The sequence below is a fragment of the Pseudomonas agarici genome (assembly GCF_900109755.1).
GTDB classification, from domain to species: Bacteria; Pseudomonadota; Gammaproteobacteria; order Pseudomonadales; family Pseudomonadaceae; genus Aquipseudomonas; species Aquipseudomonas agarici.
Genome location: NZ_FOAR01000006.1, coordinates 153,959 through 170,256 on the forward strand (window position 1 = coordinate 153,959; position 16,298 = coordinate 170,256).

General features: G+C 60.7%; 17 protein-coding genes. 6 read left to right on the plus strand and 11 right to left on the minus strand.

All coding sequences use genetic code 11. The annotated features are described in order from the left end of the window. The first annotated feature begins 6 nt into the window (after positions 1 to 6). The 4 genes from BMX68_RS07985 to BMX68_RS08000 are packed head-to-tail and all read left to right on the plus strand — an operon-like array spanning position 7 to position 2,922. Positions 7 to 282 (plus strand): DUF493 domain-containing protein, encoded by a 276-nt coding sequence (locus BMX68_RS07985; protein ID WP_017131417.1) that lies wholly within the window; start codon positions 7 to 9, stop codon positions 280 to 282. Then, the gene (lipB, locus tag BMX68_RS07990) at positions 282 to 932 is read left to right on the plus strand and encodes a lipoyl(octanoyl) transferase LipB (RefSeq protein ID WP_017131418.1); all 651 of its coding nucleotides are present in this window, start codon (positions 282 to 284) and stop codon (positions 930 to 932) included. Before BMX68_RS07985 ends, lipB begins: the two co-directional genes overlap by 1 nt. Position 933: 1 nt before the next feature. Then, positions 934 to 1,959: a lipoyl synthase gene (gene lipA / locus BMX68_RS07995; protein WP_017131419.1), complete on the plus strand. Its 1,026-nt coding sequence runs from the start codon at positions 934 to 936 to the stop codon at positions 1,957 to 1,959. Positions 1,960 to 1,962: 3 nt separating this feature from the next. Next, positions 1,963 to 2,922, plus strand: a complete 960-nt coding sequence (locus BMX68_RS08000; RefSeq protein ID WP_051000613.1) for a S66 peptidase family protein — start codon at positions 1,963 to 1,965, stop codon at positions 2,920 to 2,922. 93 nt (positions 2,923 to 3,015) lie between these two features. Here BMX68_RS08000 and BMX68_RS08005 read toward each other — a convergent pair whose 3' ends face one another. The 5 genes from BMX68_RS08005 to leuS form a co-directional block, all read right to left on the minus strand. Next, positions 3,016 to 4,326 carry a lytic murein transglycosylase gene (locus tag BMX68_RS08005; protein ID WP_017131421.1) on the minus strand — a complete coding sequence of 437 codons (1,311 nt, stop codon included), beginning with the start codon at positions 4,324 to 4,326 and terminating at the stop codon, positions 3,016 to 3,018. A gap of 71 nt (positions 4,327 to 4,397) precedes the next feature. After that, a complete protein-coding gene (gene arfA, locus BMX68_RS08010; protein WP_017131422.1) occupies positions 4,398 to 4,559 on the minus strand; it encodes an alternative ribosome rescue factor ArfA in 162 nt (53 codons plus the stop codon). 130 nt (positions 4,560 to 4,689) lie between these two features. After that, positions 4,690 to 5,727, minus strand: a complete 1,038-nt coding sequence (holA, locus tag BMX68_RS08015; RefSeq protein WP_017131423.1) for a DNA polymerase III subunit delta — start codon at positions 5,725 to 5,727, stop codon at positions 4,690 to 4,692. A 41-nt stretch (positions 5,728 to 5,768) separates the two neighbouring features. Then, positions 5,769 to 6,374 carry an LPS-assembly lipoprotein LptE gene (locus BMX68_RS08020; RefSeq protein ID WP_017131424.1) on the minus strand — a complete coding sequence of 202 codons (606 nt, stop codon included), beginning with the start codon at positions 6,372 to 6,374 and terminating at the stop codon, positions 5,769 to 5,771. Positions 6,375 to 6,459: 85 nt separating this feature from the next. Then, complete coding sequence (leuS, locus tag BMX68_RS08025) at positions 6,460 to 9,066, minus strand: leucine--tRNA ligase (protein WP_017131425.1); 2,607 nt, start codon at positions 9,064 to 9,066, stop codon at positions 6,460 to 6,462. 223 nt (positions 9,067 to 9,289) lie between these two features. On the opposite strand from leuS, the gene BMX68_RS08030 reads away from it, so the two are divergent. Both BMX68_RS08030 and BMX68_RS08035 read left to right on the plus strand, forming a co-directional pair. Further along, entirely contained in the window at positions 9,290 to 9,610 is a 321-nt protein-coding gene (locus BMX68_RS08030; RefSeq protein WP_017131426.1) for a hypothetical protein, read from the plus strand. 124 nt (positions 9,611 to 9,734) lie between these two features. Further along, positions 9,735 to 10,496: a YdcF family protein gene (locus BMX68_RS08035; RefSeq protein ID WP_017131427.1), complete on the plus strand. Its 762-nt coding sequence runs from the start codon at positions 9,735 to 9,737 to the stop codon at positions 10,494 to 10,496. Positions 10,497 to 10,526: 30 nt separating this feature from the next. On the opposite strand, the gene lnt is transcribed toward BMX68_RS08035, so the two are convergent. From lnt to BMX68_RS08065, 6 genes are all read right to left on the minus strand, one after another. Beyond that, complete coding sequence (lnt, locus tag BMX68_RS08040) at positions 10,527 to 12,050, minus strand: apolipoprotein N-acyltransferase (protein ID WP_017131428.1); 1,524 nt, start codon at positions 12,048 to 12,050, stop codon at positions 10,527 to 10,529. Between the two features lie 8 nt (positions 12,051 to 12,058). Beyond that, positions 12,059 to 12,898, minus strand: a complete 840-nt coding sequence (locus BMX68_RS08045) for a CorC family transporter (RefSeq protein WP_017131429.1) — start codon at positions 12,896 to 12,898, stop codon at positions 12,059 to 12,061. A 34-nt stretch (positions 12,899 to 12,932) separates the two neighbouring features. Next, the gene (gene ybeY, locus BMX68_RS08050) at positions 12,933 to 13,391 is read right to left on the minus strand and encodes an rRNA maturation RNase YbeY (RefSeq protein WP_017131430.1); all 459 of its coding nucleotides are present in this window, start codon (positions 13,389 to 13,391) and stop codon (positions 12,933 to 12,935) included. Continuing rightward, positions 13,384 to 14,391 carry a PhoH family protein gene (locus tag BMX68_RS08055; RefSeq protein WP_017131431.1) on the minus strand — a complete coding sequence of 336 codons (1,008 nt, stop codon included), beginning with the start codon at positions 14,389 to 14,391 and terminating at the stop codon, positions 13,384 to 13,386. Before BMX68_RS08055 ends, ybeY begins: the two co-directional genes overlap by 8 nt. Positions 14,392 to 14,498: 107 nt before the next feature. Next, the gene (gene miaB / locus BMX68_RS08060) at positions 14,499 to 15,827 is read right to left on the minus strand and encodes a tRNA (N6-isopentenyl adenosine(37)-C2)-methylthiotransferase MiaB (RefSeq protein ID WP_017131432.1); all 1,329 of its coding nucleotides are present in this window, start codon (positions 15,825 to 15,827) and stop codon (positions 14,499 to 14,501) included. Positions 15,828 to 15,990: 163 nt separating this feature from the next. Then, the gene (locus tag BMX68_RS08065; RefSeq protein ID WP_017131433.1) at positions 15,991 to 16,296 is read right to left on the minus strand and encodes a hypothetical protein; all 306 of its coding nucleotides are present in this window, start codon (positions 16,294 to 16,296) and stop codon (positions 15,991 to 15,993) included. Between the last annotated feature and the right edge of the window lie 2 nt (positions 16,297 to 16,298).

The following is a 16,298-nucleotide window of genomic DNA, read 5'->3' on the forward strand; positions in this document are numbered from 1 at the left end:
ATAGTCATGACAGACACTGAAGTAAAAGCTCCGAAAATCGAGTTCCCAGTCACCGACTATCCGGTCAAGGTGATCAGTGACACGGGTGTGGGCAATAAGGACAAGATTGTCGAGATCGTCAGGAAACACGCCACGATCAACGACAACCGGATAGACGAACGCCAGAGCACCAACGGCAAGTACACCACCATTCAGTTGCACATCGTAGCCACCGACCAGGACCAGTTGTACAACATCAACAGCGAGTTACGAGCCACCGGCTTCGTACACATGGTGTTGTGATGACGGGCGTGTTGGGCTTTCGCGAGCTCGGCCAGACGCCTTACGAGCCGGTCTGGCATGCCATGCAGCGATTTACCGACGCACGCAAGTGTGCAGAGTTTGCCGATGAGGTCTGGCTGGTGCAGCACCCGCCGGTCTTTACCCAGGGGCAGGCCGGCAAGGCCGAACACTTGCTGCTGCCGGGCGACATTGCGGTGGTCAAGGTCGATCGCGGCGGCCAAGTGACCTATCATGGACCTGGCCAGCTAGTGGCTTATCTGTTGCTGGACGTTCGCCGCCTCGGTTTTGGCGTGCGCGAACTGGTCAGCCGGATGGAGCGCTGCCTGATCGAATTGCTGGCCGGTTATGGCGTAAGCGCCGCAGCCAAGGCCGACGCCCCTGGGGTGTATGTCAATGGTGCGAAAATCGCCTCCCTGGGCCTGCGGATTCGCAATGGTTGTTCCTTCCATGGCTTGGCGTTGAACGTCGACATGGACCTTGAGCCGTTTCGGCGGATTAATCCCTGCGGTTATGCGGGGCTGGCGATGACCCAGCTACGTGACCACACAGGGCCGATTGAATTTGCCGAGGTAAGTGCCCGGCTGCGCGCGCAGCTCGTCAAACACCTCGACTATGCTGAGCAGACGACCCTAACGGGCGGAATCGATTGATATGACTACTGCGCAAGATGCTGTGCAAACCCTGATCCCGACACTGGATGTTTCCGAGCGGCCGGCCCGTGCGAAAGTCGAAACCGGTGTCAAGCTACGCGGTGCCGAGAAGGTGGCGCGGATCCCGGTGAAAATCATCCCGACCACCGAGCTGCCGAAGAAGCCGGACTGGATTCGGGTCCGCATCCCGGTATCGCCGGAAGTCGACCGCATCAAGCAATTGCTGCGCAAGCACAAGCTGCACAGTGTCTGTGAAGAAGCCTCCTGCCCGAACCTGGGCGAGTGTTTCAGTGGCGGCACCGCAACCTTCATGATCATGGGAGATATCTGCACCCGTCGTTGCCCGTTCTGCGACGTCGGCCATGGCCGACCCAAGCCCCTGGACATCAATGAGCCGCAAAGCCTGGCCATCGCCATCGCCGACCTGCGCCTGAAGTACGTGGTGATCACCTCCGTGGACCGCGACGACCTGCGTGACGGTGGTGCCCAGCATTTCGCCGATTGCATTCGCGAGATCCGCAAGCTGTCGCCGAACGTTCAGCTTGAAACCCTGGTCCCGGACTACCGTGGACGCATGGACATCGCGCTGCAAATCACCGCCGCCGAGCCGCCGGATGTGTTCAACCACAATCTGGAAACCGTGCCGCGCCTGTACAAGGCCGCCCGTCCGGGTTCCGACTACCAGTGGTCGCTGACCCTGCTGCAACGCTTCAAGCAGATGATGCCGCATATTCCGACCAAGTCCGGCCTGATGCTCGGCCTGGGCGAGACCGACGATGAAGTCATCGAGGTCATGAAGCGCATGCGCGAACACGACATCGACATGTTGACCCTCGGTCAGTACCTGCAGCCGTCGCGCAGCCACCTACCGGTTCAACGCTTCGTACACCCGGACACCTTCGCCTGGTTCGCCGAGGAAGGCTACAAGATGGGCTTCAAGAATGTCGCTTCGGGGCCGTTGGTGCGTTCCTCGTACCACGCCGACGAGCAGGCCAAGCTGGTCAAGGCCGAGCTGATCGGGGCGTAAGTGATGAGCAGTCGTCGACCCGTGCGGGCTTGCTATCCGGTCCGGAGTGCGGTTTCGGCGCTGCCCGAGGGTGGGGTGATCGGCCTGATCGCCCCGGCCGGCCCTGTGGCCCTTGAGCCGATCAGGGCACAACAGTGGGCACAGGCCCGTGGCTACAAGCTGCGGATATTTCCGGGGGTCTCGCAACGGCACGGCTATCTTGCCGGTAGCGACGAAGTGCGCCTGCGGGATCTGCACGATGCTTTTTCCGATGATGAAATCGATGCCATTTTCTGTCTGCGCGGAGGTTACGGTTGTCCGCGGCTGCTGGATAAGATCGATTACCAACGGCTTGAGAAACATCCAAAGATTCTGGTCGGATACAGCGATATCACCGCGTTGCACCTGGCGATTGCACGGCACGCGGGGTTTATGACGTTTCATGGGCCGATGTTCAATATCGATCTGCTGGGTGACAAGCAACCGCCCACCGAGTCTTCATTGTTCGACCTGCTGACCGGAAGGGCACGGGCTGGCACGGTGCTTCATCATCCCAAAGCTTATCCGCTAACCGCCGTAATCCCAGGGGTCGCCTCCGGGCGCCTGCAGGGTGGCAACCTGTCGTTGATCTGCGCGAGCCTGGGCACCGCTTACGAGATCGATACCGATGGCGTGATCCTGCTGATGGAGGACGTCAACGAGCCGCTGTACCGGATTGATCGGTTGCTGACCCATCTGCGCCTGGCCGGCAAGCTGGAAGGGCTCAGAGGCGTGTTGGTGGGGGATTTCGCCGGCATCGATTCCGATGCGCTGCTATGCCTGCTCAAGCAGGAGCTGGAGCCGTTGGCTATTCCGGTGCTGGCGGGTTGGCGCAGTGGGCATTGCGACCCGAACCTGACGCTACCGTTGGGCGCGCAGGTGCGATTGGATGCCGATGCCTTGCAACTGGTCCTGGAGCAGGATGTTACGCTCGCTGCTAACTGATCCGGCGCGATCACTGGGTTAAGGGCTGTGCCTGATTACCGCCCAGCCCTTTATTCGCCACACAACCTTGCGCATCCCCATTCGTGGCCGACTTCAGCGATTACGCAAGCTTTCCAGCAGCTTGTGATTCGCATAGCCATCCGCAGGCCAGCCCAGTGCCTGCTGCGCACCGCGAATCGCCTTGCGGGTGTTCGCACCGATAATCCCATCCGGATTGCCGGCGTCGTAGCCGTTGGTGTTGAGTAGCGTCTGCAACTCTATCCGCTCGACGCGACTCAGCGGCAGGTCATCTTTGGGCCAGCCTGCGCGAATCACTCCGCCGCTGTTGAAGCGCTGGGACAGTAGACCGACGGCCAGGCCGTAGGACGACGAATTGTTGTACTTGAGGATGGCGCGGAAGTTGTCCAGCACCAGAAACCCCGGCCCACGGTAACCCGCTGGCAACAGCAGCGAGGCCGACAGTGACTCAGCTCCATAGGGCAGCGCCGCGCCGGCGGGAAGTCGCATTCCCATCTGTAACCACTCGCTCACTGGCTTGCGGATGGCACCGTCCGCCAATGCATAGTCAAAGCGGGTGGGTAGCGTGACTTCAAATCCCCAAGGTTGACCTTTCTGCCAGCCGGAGCTTTGCAGGTAGTTGGCGGTCGAGGCCAGGGCGTCTGCCGACGCGTTCCAGATGTCGCGGCGACCGTCCCCATCGAAGTCCACCGCATAGGTGTTGTAGGTGGTTGGGATAAATTGGGTCTGGCCCATGGCCCCGGCCCAGGAGCCGAGCATCTGTCCGGGGAGGATATCGCCGTGCTGGATGATCTGTAGCGCCGCGAGCAACTGGCTCTGGGCGAAATCCGGACGGCGACCTTCGTAAGCCAGCGTCGCCAGCGAGCGAATCACCGACTTATCTCCCTGGAACTGGCCGAAGTTGCTTTCCATACCCCATACGGCAACCAGGGTTTCCCGGTCGACGCCATAACGTTGCTCGATGCTTTGCAGCAGTGCGGCATTCTGGATCAGCAGCGCCTGGCCCCTGCGCACGCGCAGTGACGAGAGTGCGCCGTCGAGGTATTCCCACACGGGGCGGGTGAATTCCGGTTGGCTGCGATCGGCCTTGATCACACTCATATCGGGGGTGATGCCGGCAAAGGCGGTGTCGAAGGTGGTCGCCGTGATATCGGCGCGCAGGGCTTCGGCGCGAAACGCATCTCGCCAGTCATCGAAGCTTTGGGCGGGCTGAAGGGCCAATTCGTCGCCTGCGAGCTGTGGCGCGGATACGGGCGCCGCGGGCAATGTCTGGAGCGGCTCGGCATCGGCGGCGATGGGCTTTTGCGCACAGGCGACTAAGAGGATGAAACTGGTGGCGGCAAACAGTCGGCGCAATGGCCAACGAAGGGTGAGACTAAAGGGCATGCGCGGGTCCGGAGAATGCGAATCAGGTGTTGACCTTATCATGCCTGAGGGCGCAGGTCGTGATGGCACTTTTACGCGGCCAGAAAGTCAGAAGCCTCCCAGCTTTTAGGCTGGAAGGCTTCGCGGCGGTAGCTGCCTTTGCCCTTGGCGGGCTGTTCCTGGCGGCTTCGGAACAGTGGCTGGCTGATGATTGATTTGGCTTTGTTGGGACGGTGCCGAGACGGCTTGCTCATGGATATGCACTCTTGAAGAGGTGAAAGAGCGCGAATCATCGGGCAGATTCCCACCGCTGTCCAGTGAGGGCATTTGGCTATTGGGCAGTGAGGGCTGGAGTGGCGCTGCGGCCAGCCCGCTTGGCACAAACTATTCTGGCGGCAAGGCCAGGCGTTGGCCGCACATCAGCAAGCTCAAGCGGCTCAGGCTGCTCCAGGGCGAGCCTGCGGCCTGCCCTTTGATTTGTGCATCGACCCGCTGCGCGTCCATCAGCAACTGACTCCAGCGTTGTGCCGAATGCCGTTGCAGGGCTTTGCTTATCAGCGGCCTGCGTTTGTCCCAGACCGGTGGCCGGGCCTGGCTGAAAGCCTTGTCCAGCGGCACGCCCTGGCTGTATTGCTGGGACAGGTTGGCCAGCAGTCGCAGCTCTCGAGCCAAGGCCCAGAGAATTACCGGTGGTTCGACCCCTTCACCCCGTAGCCCTTCGAGCATGCGCAGGGCGTGGGCCGATTCACCATTGAGTACGGCGTCGACCAGCCCGAAGACATCGAAACGGGCGCTGTCGGCCACTGCGGCCTGCACGGTTTCAACGGTAATCTGCCCGCTCTCGGCCATCAGCTTGAGCTTTTCGATTTCCTGGGCTGCCGCCAGCAAGTTGCCTTCGACCCGTGCGGCAATCAGTTCCAGCGCATCTTGCTGCGCGGACAGTCCGGCTTGCGAGAGGCGCTGGCGAATCCATTGCGGTAGCTGACTGGCATCGACCGGCCAAATTTGGATGAACTGGGTCAGTTGGCCTTCGACCAGGGCCTTGCCCCACTTGGTTTTCTGTGCGCTGGCGTCGAGCTTGGGCAGGCTTATCAACAGCAAGGTGTCTTCGGCCGGTCGGCCGCAATACTCCATCAGCGCGGCGGCGCCTTTGTCGCCTGGCTTGCCAGAGGGCAGGCGTAGTTCCAGCAAGCGCTTTTGCGCGAACAACGACATGCTGGCGCCGGCTTGCAATAGTGTGCCCCAGTCGAAGTTGGCGTCGGCGCTGAACACCTGTCGTTCGTCGAAGCCTTGCAGGCGCGCAGCGGCGCGAATGGCGTCGGCGGCTTCCTGGCACAGCAACGGATCGTCACCGCTGATGATGTAGACGGGCGCAAGGCCGCCTTGCAGGTGTTTGGCGAGTTGGGCAGGGGCTAGTTTCATAGAGGGAGAGCGGCGGGGCGTCTTGGAACGCCCCGTCCGGCTTACTGCCTGGGCAGTTCCAGAGGTGATTGCTTGGGTATCGAGTCTTCGTACTGGCGCGCAGCTTCCAGGGCATCGGCATCCGCCTTGGCTTTGGCATTGGCGGTTTGTTGCAGGCTGTCGAGCTGCTCCGGCGACAGCAGTTGCAGGCGGATGACCATCTGCTGCACCAGGTCACGCCGCATTTCCCTGCGCAGTTCGGTCGCTTCGGCGTCGCCGCCGGTGATGTTGTTGCCGTCGTGCACGTAGTACTTCTGCACTTCCAGCTGGCCGTCCAGTAGTTTGAGATCCTTTTCACCATGGATCTCATAGCTCAGTACGGTGTTGAGTTCGTACTCGGCGGTACGACTCGAACCGGCGTAGCTGGCCGCACGCTGGGTTTCCTGCTCATTGGTCAGGATCAGCTTGTAGGGCGCGCCGTTGTAGACCTTGACGCCGCTGTGCTCCAGCACCTGAGTCAGCTGCTTGATCGTGTCACCGTAGGCGTTGCGGGCACTGAGCGACAGTTCCTTGATCGTCAGTTCGGTATCGCCGGTGCCGCGCAGCTGGAAGCCGCACGCGCTCAGCAGCACCGCAAGGCCCATTACCAGCAGATTGCGTTTGATCATCTTGTTGCTCCCCTGAAACCGGGGATCGACACCGCGATCCCCGGAAGTTCTGTAAGGCGCCCGTTACAAGGGGCGCCTGGTCCAATTAGCTAGCGACGATATTGACCAGCTTGCCGGGCACCACGATCACTTTGCGAATCGTCAGGCCTTCGGTGAAGCGCAGTACGTTTTCGTTGATCCGCGCCGCCGCTTCGATTGCTTCGCGATTGGCGCTGGCCGGCATTTCGATCTGGCCACGCAGTTTGCCGTTGACCTGAATCACCAGCACCAGGCTGTCCTGGACCAAGGCGTTGTCATCCAGCACCGGCCAGCCGGCGTCGATAATGGCACCGTTATGACCCAACTGATTCCACAGCGCGTGGCTGATGTGCGGGGTGATCGGTGCCAGCAGCAAGGCCACGGTTTCCAGGCCTTCCTGGATCAGTGCGCGATCCTGCTCGGTGCCTTGCGGGGCTTTTTCCAGGACGTTCATCAGCGTCATCACCTGGGCGATGGCCGTGTTGAATTTGTGGTTCTGGCCGACGTCCTGGCTGGCCTGCTTGATCGCCAGGTGGATCGAGCGGCGAATGGCCTTTTGCTCGTCGTCCAGCAGCGCCAGCTCCAGTGGGCCCGGTAGGCCTTGGGTGACGTGGGCTTGCGCCAGGCGCCAGACGCGCTTGAGGAAGCGATGTGCACCTTCGACGCCAGAATCAGACCATTCCAGGCTCATATCGGGCGGCGAGGCGAACATCATGAACAGGCGACAGGTGTCGGCTCCGTACTGCTCGATCATCGATTGTGGATCGACGCCGTTGTTCTTCGATTTGGCCATCTTCTCGGTGCCGCCGATTTCCACTGGCTGGCCGTCGCTGATCAGCTTGGCGCCGATGATCTTGGCTTTGCTGTCGCGTTCGAGCTCGACATCCGCCGGGTTGTACCAGGTGAAGCTACCGTTGGCTTCGCGGCGGTAGTAGGTCTCGGCGACCACCATGCCCTGGGTCAACAGGTTCTTGAACGGCTCGTTGGAGCTGACCAGACCTTCGTCGCGCATCAGCTTATGGAAGAAGCGCGCGTAGAGCAGGTGCAGGATCGCGTGTTCGATACCACCGATGTATTGGTCCACCGGTAGCCAGTGGTTGGCCGCTTTCGGGTCGACCAGGCCACCCTCATAGTGAGGCGAAGCATAGCGGGCGTAGTACCAGGACGACTCCACGAAGGTGTCCATGGTGTCGGTTTCTCGCTTGGCCGGCGCGCCGCATTTCGGGCAGTTGCACTGGTAGAACTCGGGCATGCGCGCCAGCGGCGAACCGGCGCCGTCCGGTACCACATCTTCCGGCAACACCACCGGCAGTTGGTCTTGCGGCACCGGAACGTCACCGCAGGTGTCGCAATGGATGATCGGGATCGGGCAGCCCCAGTAGCGCTGACGGCTGATGCCCCAGTCGCGCAGGCGGAACTGGGTGCGCGAGGCCCCGAGGTTTTTCTTGATCAGCGCGACTTCGATGGCGTCGAACGCGCCAGCGAAGTCCAGGCCGTCGAATTCGCCGGAGTTGATCAGTGTGCCGTGTTCGCCATAAGCGTCCTGCCAGGGTGACGGGTGGGTATCGCCCGAGCGGGTGCGCACCACTGACTTGATCGGCAGGCTGTACTTGTGGGCAAACTCGAAATCGCGCTCGTCGTGAGCCGGCACCGCCATTACGGCGCCGTCGCCATAATGCATCAATACGTAGTTGGCGACCCACACCGGGAGTTTCTCGCCAGTCAACGGGTGGTCGACGAACAAGCCGGTCGGCAGACCTTTCTTTTCCTGGGTGGCTACATCGGCTTCAGCCACGCTGCCGCCTTTGCATTGCGCAATGAAGGCTTGTAGCTCGGGGTTGTTGCGAGCGGCCTGGGTCGCCAGCGAATGTTCGGCGGCGACGGCGACATAGGTCGCGCCCATCAGGGTGTCCGGACGGGTGGTGAAGACTTTCAGCGCACCGGCTTCGCCAATGGAGGCGATGTCGTAAGGGAACTGCACTTCCATGCCGCGAGACTTGCCGATCCAGTTGCGCTGCATGGTCTTGACTTGCTCGGGCCAACCCGGCAGTTCGTCGAGGCTCTCCAACAGTTCGTCGGCGTAGGCGGTGATCTTGAAGTAATACATCGGGATTTCGCGCTTTTCGATCAGCGCCCCGGAACGCCAGCCGCGACCGTCGATCACTTGCTCGTTGGCCAGTACGGTCTGGTCTACCGGGTCCCAGTTCACAGTGCCGTTCTTACGGTAGATCACGCCTTTTTCGAACAGGCGGGTGAACAGCCATTGTTCCCAGCGGTAATAGTCCGGCTTGCAGGTGGTCACTTCGCGGGACCAGTCCACCGCCAGGCCTAGGCTGCGTAGCTGGGTCTTCATGTAGGCGATGTTTTCGTAGGTCCACTTGGCTGGCGCGACGTTGTTCTTCATCGCGGCGTTTTCCGCCGGCATGCCGAAGGCGTCCCAACCCATCGGTTGCAGGACGTTCTTGCCTTGCATGCGCTGATAACGCGCAATCACGTCACCGATGGTGTAGTTGCGCACGTGCCCCATGTGTAACTTGCCGCTAGGGTAAGGGAACATCGACAGGCAATAGTAAGTCTCCTTGCCTGGCTGCTCACTGACTTCAAAGGACTTTTGCTCATCCCAGAACGATTGGGCGGCGTTTTCGATTTCACGGGGCTGATAGTGTTCGTGCATGGCTACTTTGTACTGGAAAGGGTGGCCTAATCCTCTTCAACGCACTGTCTGGGTGCTGCTGGAAGTGGAATAACAGGAAGCGCCGTAGCATACATGACGCCGCTCTATCGAGGGAAACCCTGATTACGTGACAAAGGCCGTTGGTCGCGGCAGCCAACCGGTTGGCCGAGCACCGCTAAGCTCATAGAGGGGGAGTGATTCTTATCTTCAACGAGGTGAACGGATGGTGGAGTCGCATAGAAATATAACTAATCCCGAGTTGTACGAGCGTTTGATCATGCGTCTTGGGCTTGCCCTGGACGTTGCCAGGACGGCGGTTCGCCTGCGTGACGAGCGGCCTGCCGAGTTGGAGTTACGGGGCTTGAGCCGCGCTGAGTTCGAACTGATCAGGGCCTATCTGGACCTGAGTGGTCGTGGCGTGCCCAGGCCGGCTGCGACAGTGACGCAGCAGAAAAGAGGCGGGCGTTCAGCCGAGGTGATTTGGTTGGAGGACAGGGCGCCCAAGTTGTATTCGGCGCGTTTCAAGTCATTGCGGATCAAGTAAGGGTTCATCCGGCCACATCTTGTTGTTTGTCGTTGGCCTGACGTGTGTCTGAACGTCACGGATTTGGAATGTTGTTGATTGATCCGGATGCCCTTAGGCTTCGAGCATCTTCTGGAGGTGCTCGATGCTTGTTCGCTTCATTTTGAAACAATTACTTCTGCCGCCCGGCCTGTTATTGCTCTTGCTGGCGCTTGCCTGGTGGTTGCGTCGCCATCGGCCACGCCTGGCGGGACTGTGTTTCACCCTGGGGCTGGGAGGGTTCTGGCTGGTCAGCCTGCCGGTGGTGGTCGAATGGTCCGCTCGGGCGCTGGAAACCGTGCCTCCCCTGAAACGCGAGGAATGGGCCGATCTGGCACGACGGGCCGATGCGATCGTGGTGCTGGGCTCGGGGCGTGAACGGGGCGATTTGGCTTGGGACAGCGACCAGCCGACGGGTATCGGCCTGGAACGTCAGCGTTACGCGGCGCGCCTGGCCAAGGCTTCGGGGCTGCCGGTACTGGCCAGTGGTGGTTTGCATTACGGTACGCCGCCTAGCGAGGCAGCGCTGATGGCGCAGTCTATGCAGGATGATTCCGGGGTGACTGTGCGTTGGCGAGAAGAGCGCAGCACCACCACGTGGGAAAATGCTCAGTTCAGTCATGATCTGCTGGCGCCGCTAGGTATCAAGAGGGTGGTTGTGGTGACTCATGCGGCCCATATGCCACGTGCGGTGTGGAGCTTTGAAAAGGCCGGTTTCAGCGTAGTGCCAGCCCCGGTCGGCTTCCGGGGGCGGGACAATGCCCGCCCGCTGGGCGGCTGGCTGCCGGAGTTCAAGGCGATCTGGCTCAGCGGGCAATTGATCAACGAAGCGGTGGGGCAGGTGGGTTACAGGCTGTTCTATCGCTAAGCTCGCTACAAATGGACCTGCCTGCTTCAACTACAGGGTCTTGGCAATCCGGCTGGCCAGCAGCGCCCAGCCGAGCAGCAATGCGCAGAAGATGATCAGCGGCCACGAACGCCATTGCAGGTAAGGCGTCAGGTTGTGCATCGGAACCACTTCACCGTACAGGATGCCCCGTTCAAACTGGGGAATCTGCGTGGTGATCTGGCCAAATGGGTTGATCAGCCCGGTGACGCCGTTGTTGGTGGCGCGAATCATCCAGCGTCCGGCCTCAAGGGCGCGCATCTGGGCCATTTGCAGGTGTTGCAGTGGGCCAATCGAGGTGCCGAACCAAGTGTCGTTGCTGATGGTCAGCAGTAGATCGCTGCGCGCCGACAGGCTGGCGGCGAACTCCGGGTACACCACTTCATAGCAGATGAACGGGGCAATCTGATAACCCTTGGCTTGTAGCAAGGGTTGGTCGGCCGGACCACGGGCAAAGTCGGACATCGGCAGGTTGAAGAAATCGATCAGCCCGCGCAGCAGGTCTTGCAAGGGTACGTACTCGCCAAACGGCACCAGCTTCTGTTTGAGATAGACGCCGTCGCCTTCGCCCGTCACGGTAATGCCGTTGAAGTAGCGTTTTTCATGATGCACGGTCTGGCGGATCGGTACGCCGGTGATCAGCGCTGTATGACGGTCGGCAGCGAAGTTACCCATCATCGACAGGTAGCCTTCGGCTGACTCCTTCAACACCGGGACTGCGGTTTCCGGCCAGACCAGCAGGTCGACCTGCTTGGCGCTGAAGCTCATGTCACGGTACAGCGCCAGCTGCGCATTGAGCTGTGCCGGGTCCCACTTCATGCTTTGTTCGATATTGCCTTGGATGGCCGCCACGCTCAGTGGCTCGCCGGCAGGGCTGGTCCAGGCGTGATGCTTGAGTGCCAGGCCAATGCCCCAGGGGCCGACCAGCAAGACTACACCCGACACGACAAAGGCCTTACGGCCAGTTTTAAGCAGGTGTGGCGTGTTGTACAACAACGCGGCGGTCAGGGCCAGGGTAAAGGAAATCAGCCAGATTCCCCCCAGTGGCGCGAGCCCGGACAACGGGCCGTCCAGCTGGCTGTAGCCGGAATAGAGCCATGGGAAACCAGTCAGGAACCAGCCCCGGAAGGCTTCTTGGCCGACCCACAATGCGGCGAAGGCCAGGGCGTCGGCCAGCGGCGCTTCATTGCGGCGTATCCAGCGGGCCCAGAGCCAGGCAGGCAGGGCGAAGAACCAGGCGATGGCGGCCACGAACGCCAGCATCAGAAACCCCGCCAGCAGGATCGAGGCGCCGCCGTAGGTATGGATGCTCACGTAGATCCAATTGGTGCCGGCGCCGAATAGACCGAAACCGAAGCACCAGCCGCGCCCCAGCGCCTGGCGTGGCGATAGCTCGCGCAGGCCGGCATAGAACAGGCCGACCGCGAGCAGTGCCAGCGGCCAGATGTCGAATGGCGCCAGGGCCAGGGTGGTCAGTGCGCCAGCCATCGCGGCCTGCAAATTACCGGGCCAGCCGGGATGGGTTAAGCGCAGCATGTCGATCCTTAGCGGCTGATGGGGGTCAGGCGAATCAAATGAATCCGACGGCTGTCGGCATTCAGGATGCGAAAACGATACGCGCCGATTTCGGTGATTTCATTACGCTTGGGCAAATGCCCGAACGCACTCATCACCAGTCCGCCGACAGTGTCGAACTCGTCATCGGAGAATTCGCTGTCGAAAAACTCATTGAAGTTTTCGATCGGCGTCAGCGCCTTGATCAGGAAGTCACCGCTGGGCAAGGGCTTGATGTAGCTGTCTTCCTCGACATCGTGCTCGTCCTCGATGTCGCCGACGATCTGTTCCAACACGTCCTCGATGGTCACCAGACCCGCCACGCCACCGTATTCGTCGATCACGATGGCCATGTGGTTGTGGTTGGCGCGGAACTCGCGCAGCAGGACGTTCAGGCGCTTGGATTCGGGAACGAAGGTCGCCGGACGCAGCAGGTCCTTGATGTTGAAGCTGTCGCCATTCTCCTGAAGAATCAGAGGCAGCAGATCCTTGGCCAGCAGCACGCCCATGACGTCGTCGTGGCTTTCACCGATCACCGGGTAGCGCGAGTGCGCCGCGTCGATGACCGCGGGGAGAAATTCGCGGGGGGTCTGGGTCGCCTTGATGCTGATCATCTGCGAGCGCGGGACCATGATGTCCCGTACCTGCAGGTCAGCCACTTGGATGGCGCCTTCGACGATGGCCAGCGCCTCGCTGTCCAGCAATTTGTTCTGGTGGGCTTCGCGCAGCAGCTCCAACAGCTCCTGGCGGTTTTTCGGCTCATGGGCAAAAGCCTGGGTCAGTTTACCCAGCCAGGACTTCTGCCCGTTGCTCGATCGGTCTTCGCTCATAGCGATTTACTCGTTTCCCTTGGTTGTTGAGTGATCAGTTTTCATCATCGATGTACGGGTCGGGATGACCCAGTTCAGCAAGCAACTCTCGTTCCAGTGCTTCCATTTCCTCGGCTTGCGCGTCATCGATATGGTCGTAACCTAACAGATGCAGGCAGCCGTGAATGACCAGATGGGCCCAGTGGGCGTCCAGTGCCTTGCCTTGTTCGGCCGCCTCGCGGGCGACCACCGGTACGCAGATCACCAGGTCCCCCAGCAAGGGGATATCCAGCAACTCGTCCGGCACGTCGGCGGGGAAGGACAACACGTTGGTCGCGTAGTCCTTCTGTCGCCAGGTATGGTTGAGCTCGCGGCCTTCGGCTTCGTCCACCAGACGGATGGTCAACTCCGAGTCGGCGCTGCGCTGGCGCAGGGCCAGTTCGCACCAGGTGCGCAAGTCGTTTTCGCTCGGGGTCGGCGCAGCACTGGCCAGTTGCAGGTCGAGTTCAAGCATCGCGACGGCTGTCCTGTACGGAAGACGATTGGACCGGGCGATTCTCGAAGCGCTCGTAGGCTTCGACGATGCGTTGCACCAGGGGGTGGCGGACCACGTCCTTGGGCTGGAAGTGGGTGAAGCTGATACCTGGCACGTCTTTCAGCACGTCGATGACATGGGCCAGGCCGGACTTGGTGCCCTTGGGCAGGTCGACTTGAGTGATGTCACCGGTGATAACGGCGGTGGAGCCGAAACCGATTCGGGTCAGGAACATCTTCATCTGCTCGACGGTGGTGTTCTGGCTTTCGTCGAGGATGATGAAGCTGTTGTTCAGTGTGCGCCCGCGCATATAGGCGAGCGGGGCGATCTCGATCACCTGGCGCTCGATCAGCTTGGCCACGTATTCGAAACCGAGCATTTCGTACAGCGCATCGTAGAGCGGGCGCAGGTATGGGTCGATCTTCTGTGCCAGGTCGCCGGGCAGGAAACCGAGTTTTTCACCGGCCTCGACCGCTGGGCGCACCAACAAGATGCGGCGCACCTGCTCGCGCTCCAGGGCGTCCACGGCGCAGGCCACGGCCAGGTAGGTTTTGCCGGTGCCCGCAGGGCCGATGCCGAAGTTGATATCGTTGGCCAGGACTTCCTTCACGTAGCGCTGCTGGTTGATGCCACGCGGGCGAATCATGCCTTTCTTGGTGCGCAACGCCACGGCGGCTTCGGCGACCGGATTGCTGTCGAGGTCTTCGATCGCCGATTCCTGCAGGAACAGGTGCACCATGTCTGCGGACAGCTCTGTACCCTTGGTTTCCCGGTACAGGCGGCGCAGCAGGTTTTCCGCGGAAGTGGTGAGCTTGGGTTCGCCGATCAGTTCGAACTGATTGCCGCGGTTGCGGATCTCGATCGTCAAGCGCTGTTCGATCAAGCGCAAATGCTCGTCGAATTGCCCGCACAGATTGGCGAAGCGACGGGCCTCGAAGGGTTCGAGAATGAAACGATGGGGTTCTATGGGTGCGTTCAAGGTTGTTTTTTAGCCGCCCTATGGCAATGGATATGGATTCAAGGATAACGCTAGCGGCTCGGGTACGAAAGCGCTTATGAGCGCTGAACGCCCCTCGCCACACGCGCTCATTGAAGCATCGAGCCGCGCAGTGAATGGGGTTGGGCTGCGTCGATATGGACGTCGACGAACTGGCCGATCAGTTGTGGATTGTCGCAGCGGAAGTTGACGATACGGTTATTCTCGGTCCGGCCTTGCAGTTCACCGGGGTCCTTTTTCGAGTAATCGGTCACCAGGATGCGCTGGGTCGAGCCGACCATTTGTCGGCTGATCTCGAAACCCTGCTGGTTCAGGCGCTGTTGCAGGACATTGAGGCGCTGTTTTTTCAGCGCCTCTGGCGTGTCGTCCACAAGGTCCGCGGCGGGGGTGCCGGGGCGTTGGCTGTAGACGAACGAGTAGGAGAAGTCAAAACCCACGTCTTCGATCAGCTTCATCGTCTGCTGGAAGTCCTTCTCGGTTTCGCCAGGGAAACCGACGATAAAGTCCGAACTGATGCAGATCCCCGGCACGGCGGCGCGCAGTTTGCGCAGCTTGGATTTGTATTCCAGCGCGGTGTGGTTGCGTTTCATCGCCGCGAGAATCCGGTCCGAGCCCGATTGCACGGGCAGATGCAGGTGCTTGACCAGCTCGGGCACCTCGGCGTGAGCCTGGATCAGGCTGTCGGAGAACTCCAGCGGGTGGGAGGTGGTGTAGCGGATGCGCTCGATGCCGTCGACGGCGGCGACCACCCGGATCAGTTCCGCCAGATCGGCCAGGCGCCCGTCATGGGTGGTGCCGCGATAGCCATTGACGTTCTGTCCCAGCAGGGTCACTTCGCGCACGCCGTGCTCGGCCAGGTGGATGATTTCGGCGATCACGTCGTCGAACGGTCGGCTGACTTCTTCACCGCGGGTATAGGGCACCACGCAGAAGGTGCAGTACTTGCTGCAACCTTCCATCACCGACACATAGGCGCTGGGCCCCTCGATGCGCGGCTCGGGCAGGTGGTCGAATTTTTCGATTTCCGGGAACGAGACATCAACCTGCGGCAGTTTGGTCAGGCGCGCGGCATCGATCATTTCCGGCAGGCGGTGCAAGGTCTGTGGGCCGAAGACCACGTCGACATAGGGGGCGCGGTCGCGAATCGCCGCGCCTTCCTGGCTGGCAACGCAGCCGCCGACGGCGATCACCATCTCCGGGTTCGCCAGCTTCAGTTCGCGCCAGCGGCCCAACTGGGAGTAGACCCGGTCCTGGGCGCGCTCGCGGATCGAGCAGGTATTGAGCAGGATAACGTCCGCGTCTTCAGCGCGATCGGTGACTTCCAGGGCCTGATGTTCGCCCAGCAGATCGACCATGCGCGAGCTGTCGTACTCGTTCATCTGGCAACCGTGGGTTTCGATATAAAGCTTCTTGGCCATGGGGTTTCATCAAGTGATTCAGAGAACCGCGCATTATAAGGGGCATCGCGGTCACTTCCTAGGCTCTGTATGAAATGTATCTGCGCTGGCCCGTGTGGCGTTGAAAACAGGCTCGCCATGCTCATTGACAACCTATCAACTGTGTTTGGGCACCTCAGGTAAATTAAGGTTTGAAGGGTGTTCCCTGGGCGAAAACAGAATAGATCAGCATTTCCTTAGTAAACCCGACCTTCTCAGCCGCTACGGAGCCACTGTTATACACCTCCTGAATAGTCAGCACCGAGGACACGCAGCCAATGCCAATACCGATATAGCCGCCTGTTTTCATATACTGAACAGCACGGCTGGTGGCATTTACATGCGTGGCATAACCGGGTATTTGCCCCGGCGCACCAACCTTGTCCCAGTGATGCACCAGACTTTGGTTGGAAATACCCAGGGCTGTTTTCAATTTTGAATAGTCGTGCATCA

Bases quoted from the DNA above. Each gene is read 5' to 3' on its own strand.
- BMX68_RS07985 (WP_017131417.1), top strand. From the start codon at position 7: ATGACAGACACTGAAGTAAAAGCTCCGAAAATCGAGTTCCCAGTCACC.
- lipB (WP_017131418.1), top strand. From the start codon at position 282: ATGACGGGCGTGTTGGGCTTTCGCGAGCTCGGCCAGACGCCTTACGAG.
- lipA (WP_017131419.1), top strand. From the start codon at position 934: ATGACTACTGCGCAAGATGCTGTGCAAACCCTGATCCCGACACTGGAT.
- BMX68_RS08000 (WP_051000613.1), top strand. From the start codon at position 1,963: ATGAGCAGTCGTCGACCCGTGCGGGCTTGCTATCCGGTCCGGAGTGCG.
- BMX68_RS08005 (WP_017131421.1), bottom strand. From the start codon at position 4,326: ATGCCCTTTAGTCTCACCCTTCGTTGGCCATTGCGCCGACTGTTTGCC.
- arfA (WP_017131422.1), bottom strand. From the start codon at position 4,559: ATGAGCAAGCCGTCTCGGCACCGTCCCAACAAAGCCAAATCAATCATC.
- holA (WP_017131423.1), bottom strand. From the start codon at position 5,727: ATGAAACTAGCCCCTGCCCAACTCGCCAAACACCTGCAAGGCGGCCTT.
- BMX68_RS08020 (WP_017131424.1), bottom strand. From the start codon at position 6,374: ATGATCAAACGCAATCTGCTGGTAATGGGCCTTGCGGTGCTGCTGAGC.
- leuS (WP_017131425.1), bottom strand. From the start codon at position 9,066: ATGCACGAACACTATCAGCCCCGTGAAATCGAAAACGCCGCCCAATCG.
- BMX68_RS08030 (WP_017131426.1), top strand. From the start codon at position 9,290: ATGGTGGAGTCGCATAGAAATATAACTAATCCCGAGTTGTACGAGCGT.
- BMX68_RS08035 (WP_017131427.1), top strand. From the start codon at position 9,735: ATGCTTGTTCGCTTCATTTTGAAACAATTACTTCTGCCGCCCGGCCTG.
- lnt (WP_017131428.1), bottom strand. From the start codon at position 12,050: ATGCTGCGCTTAACCCATCCCGGCTGGCCCGGTAATTTGCAGGCCGCG.
- BMX68_RS08045 (WP_017131429.1), bottom strand. From the start codon at position 12,898: ATGAGCGAAGACCGATCGAGCAACGGGCAGAAGTCCTGGCTGGGTAAA.
- ybeY (WP_017131430.1), bottom strand. From the start codon at position 13,391: ATGCTTGAACTCGACCTGCAACTGGCCAGTGCTGCGCCGACCCCGAGC.
- miaB (WP_017131432.1), bottom strand. From the start codon at position 15,827: ATGGCCAAGAAGCTTTATATCGAAACCCACGGTTGCCAGATGAACGAG.
- BMX68_RS08065 (WP_017131433.1), bottom strand. From the start codon at position 16,296: ATGCACGACTATTCAAAATTGAAAACAGCCCTGGGTATTTCCAACCAA.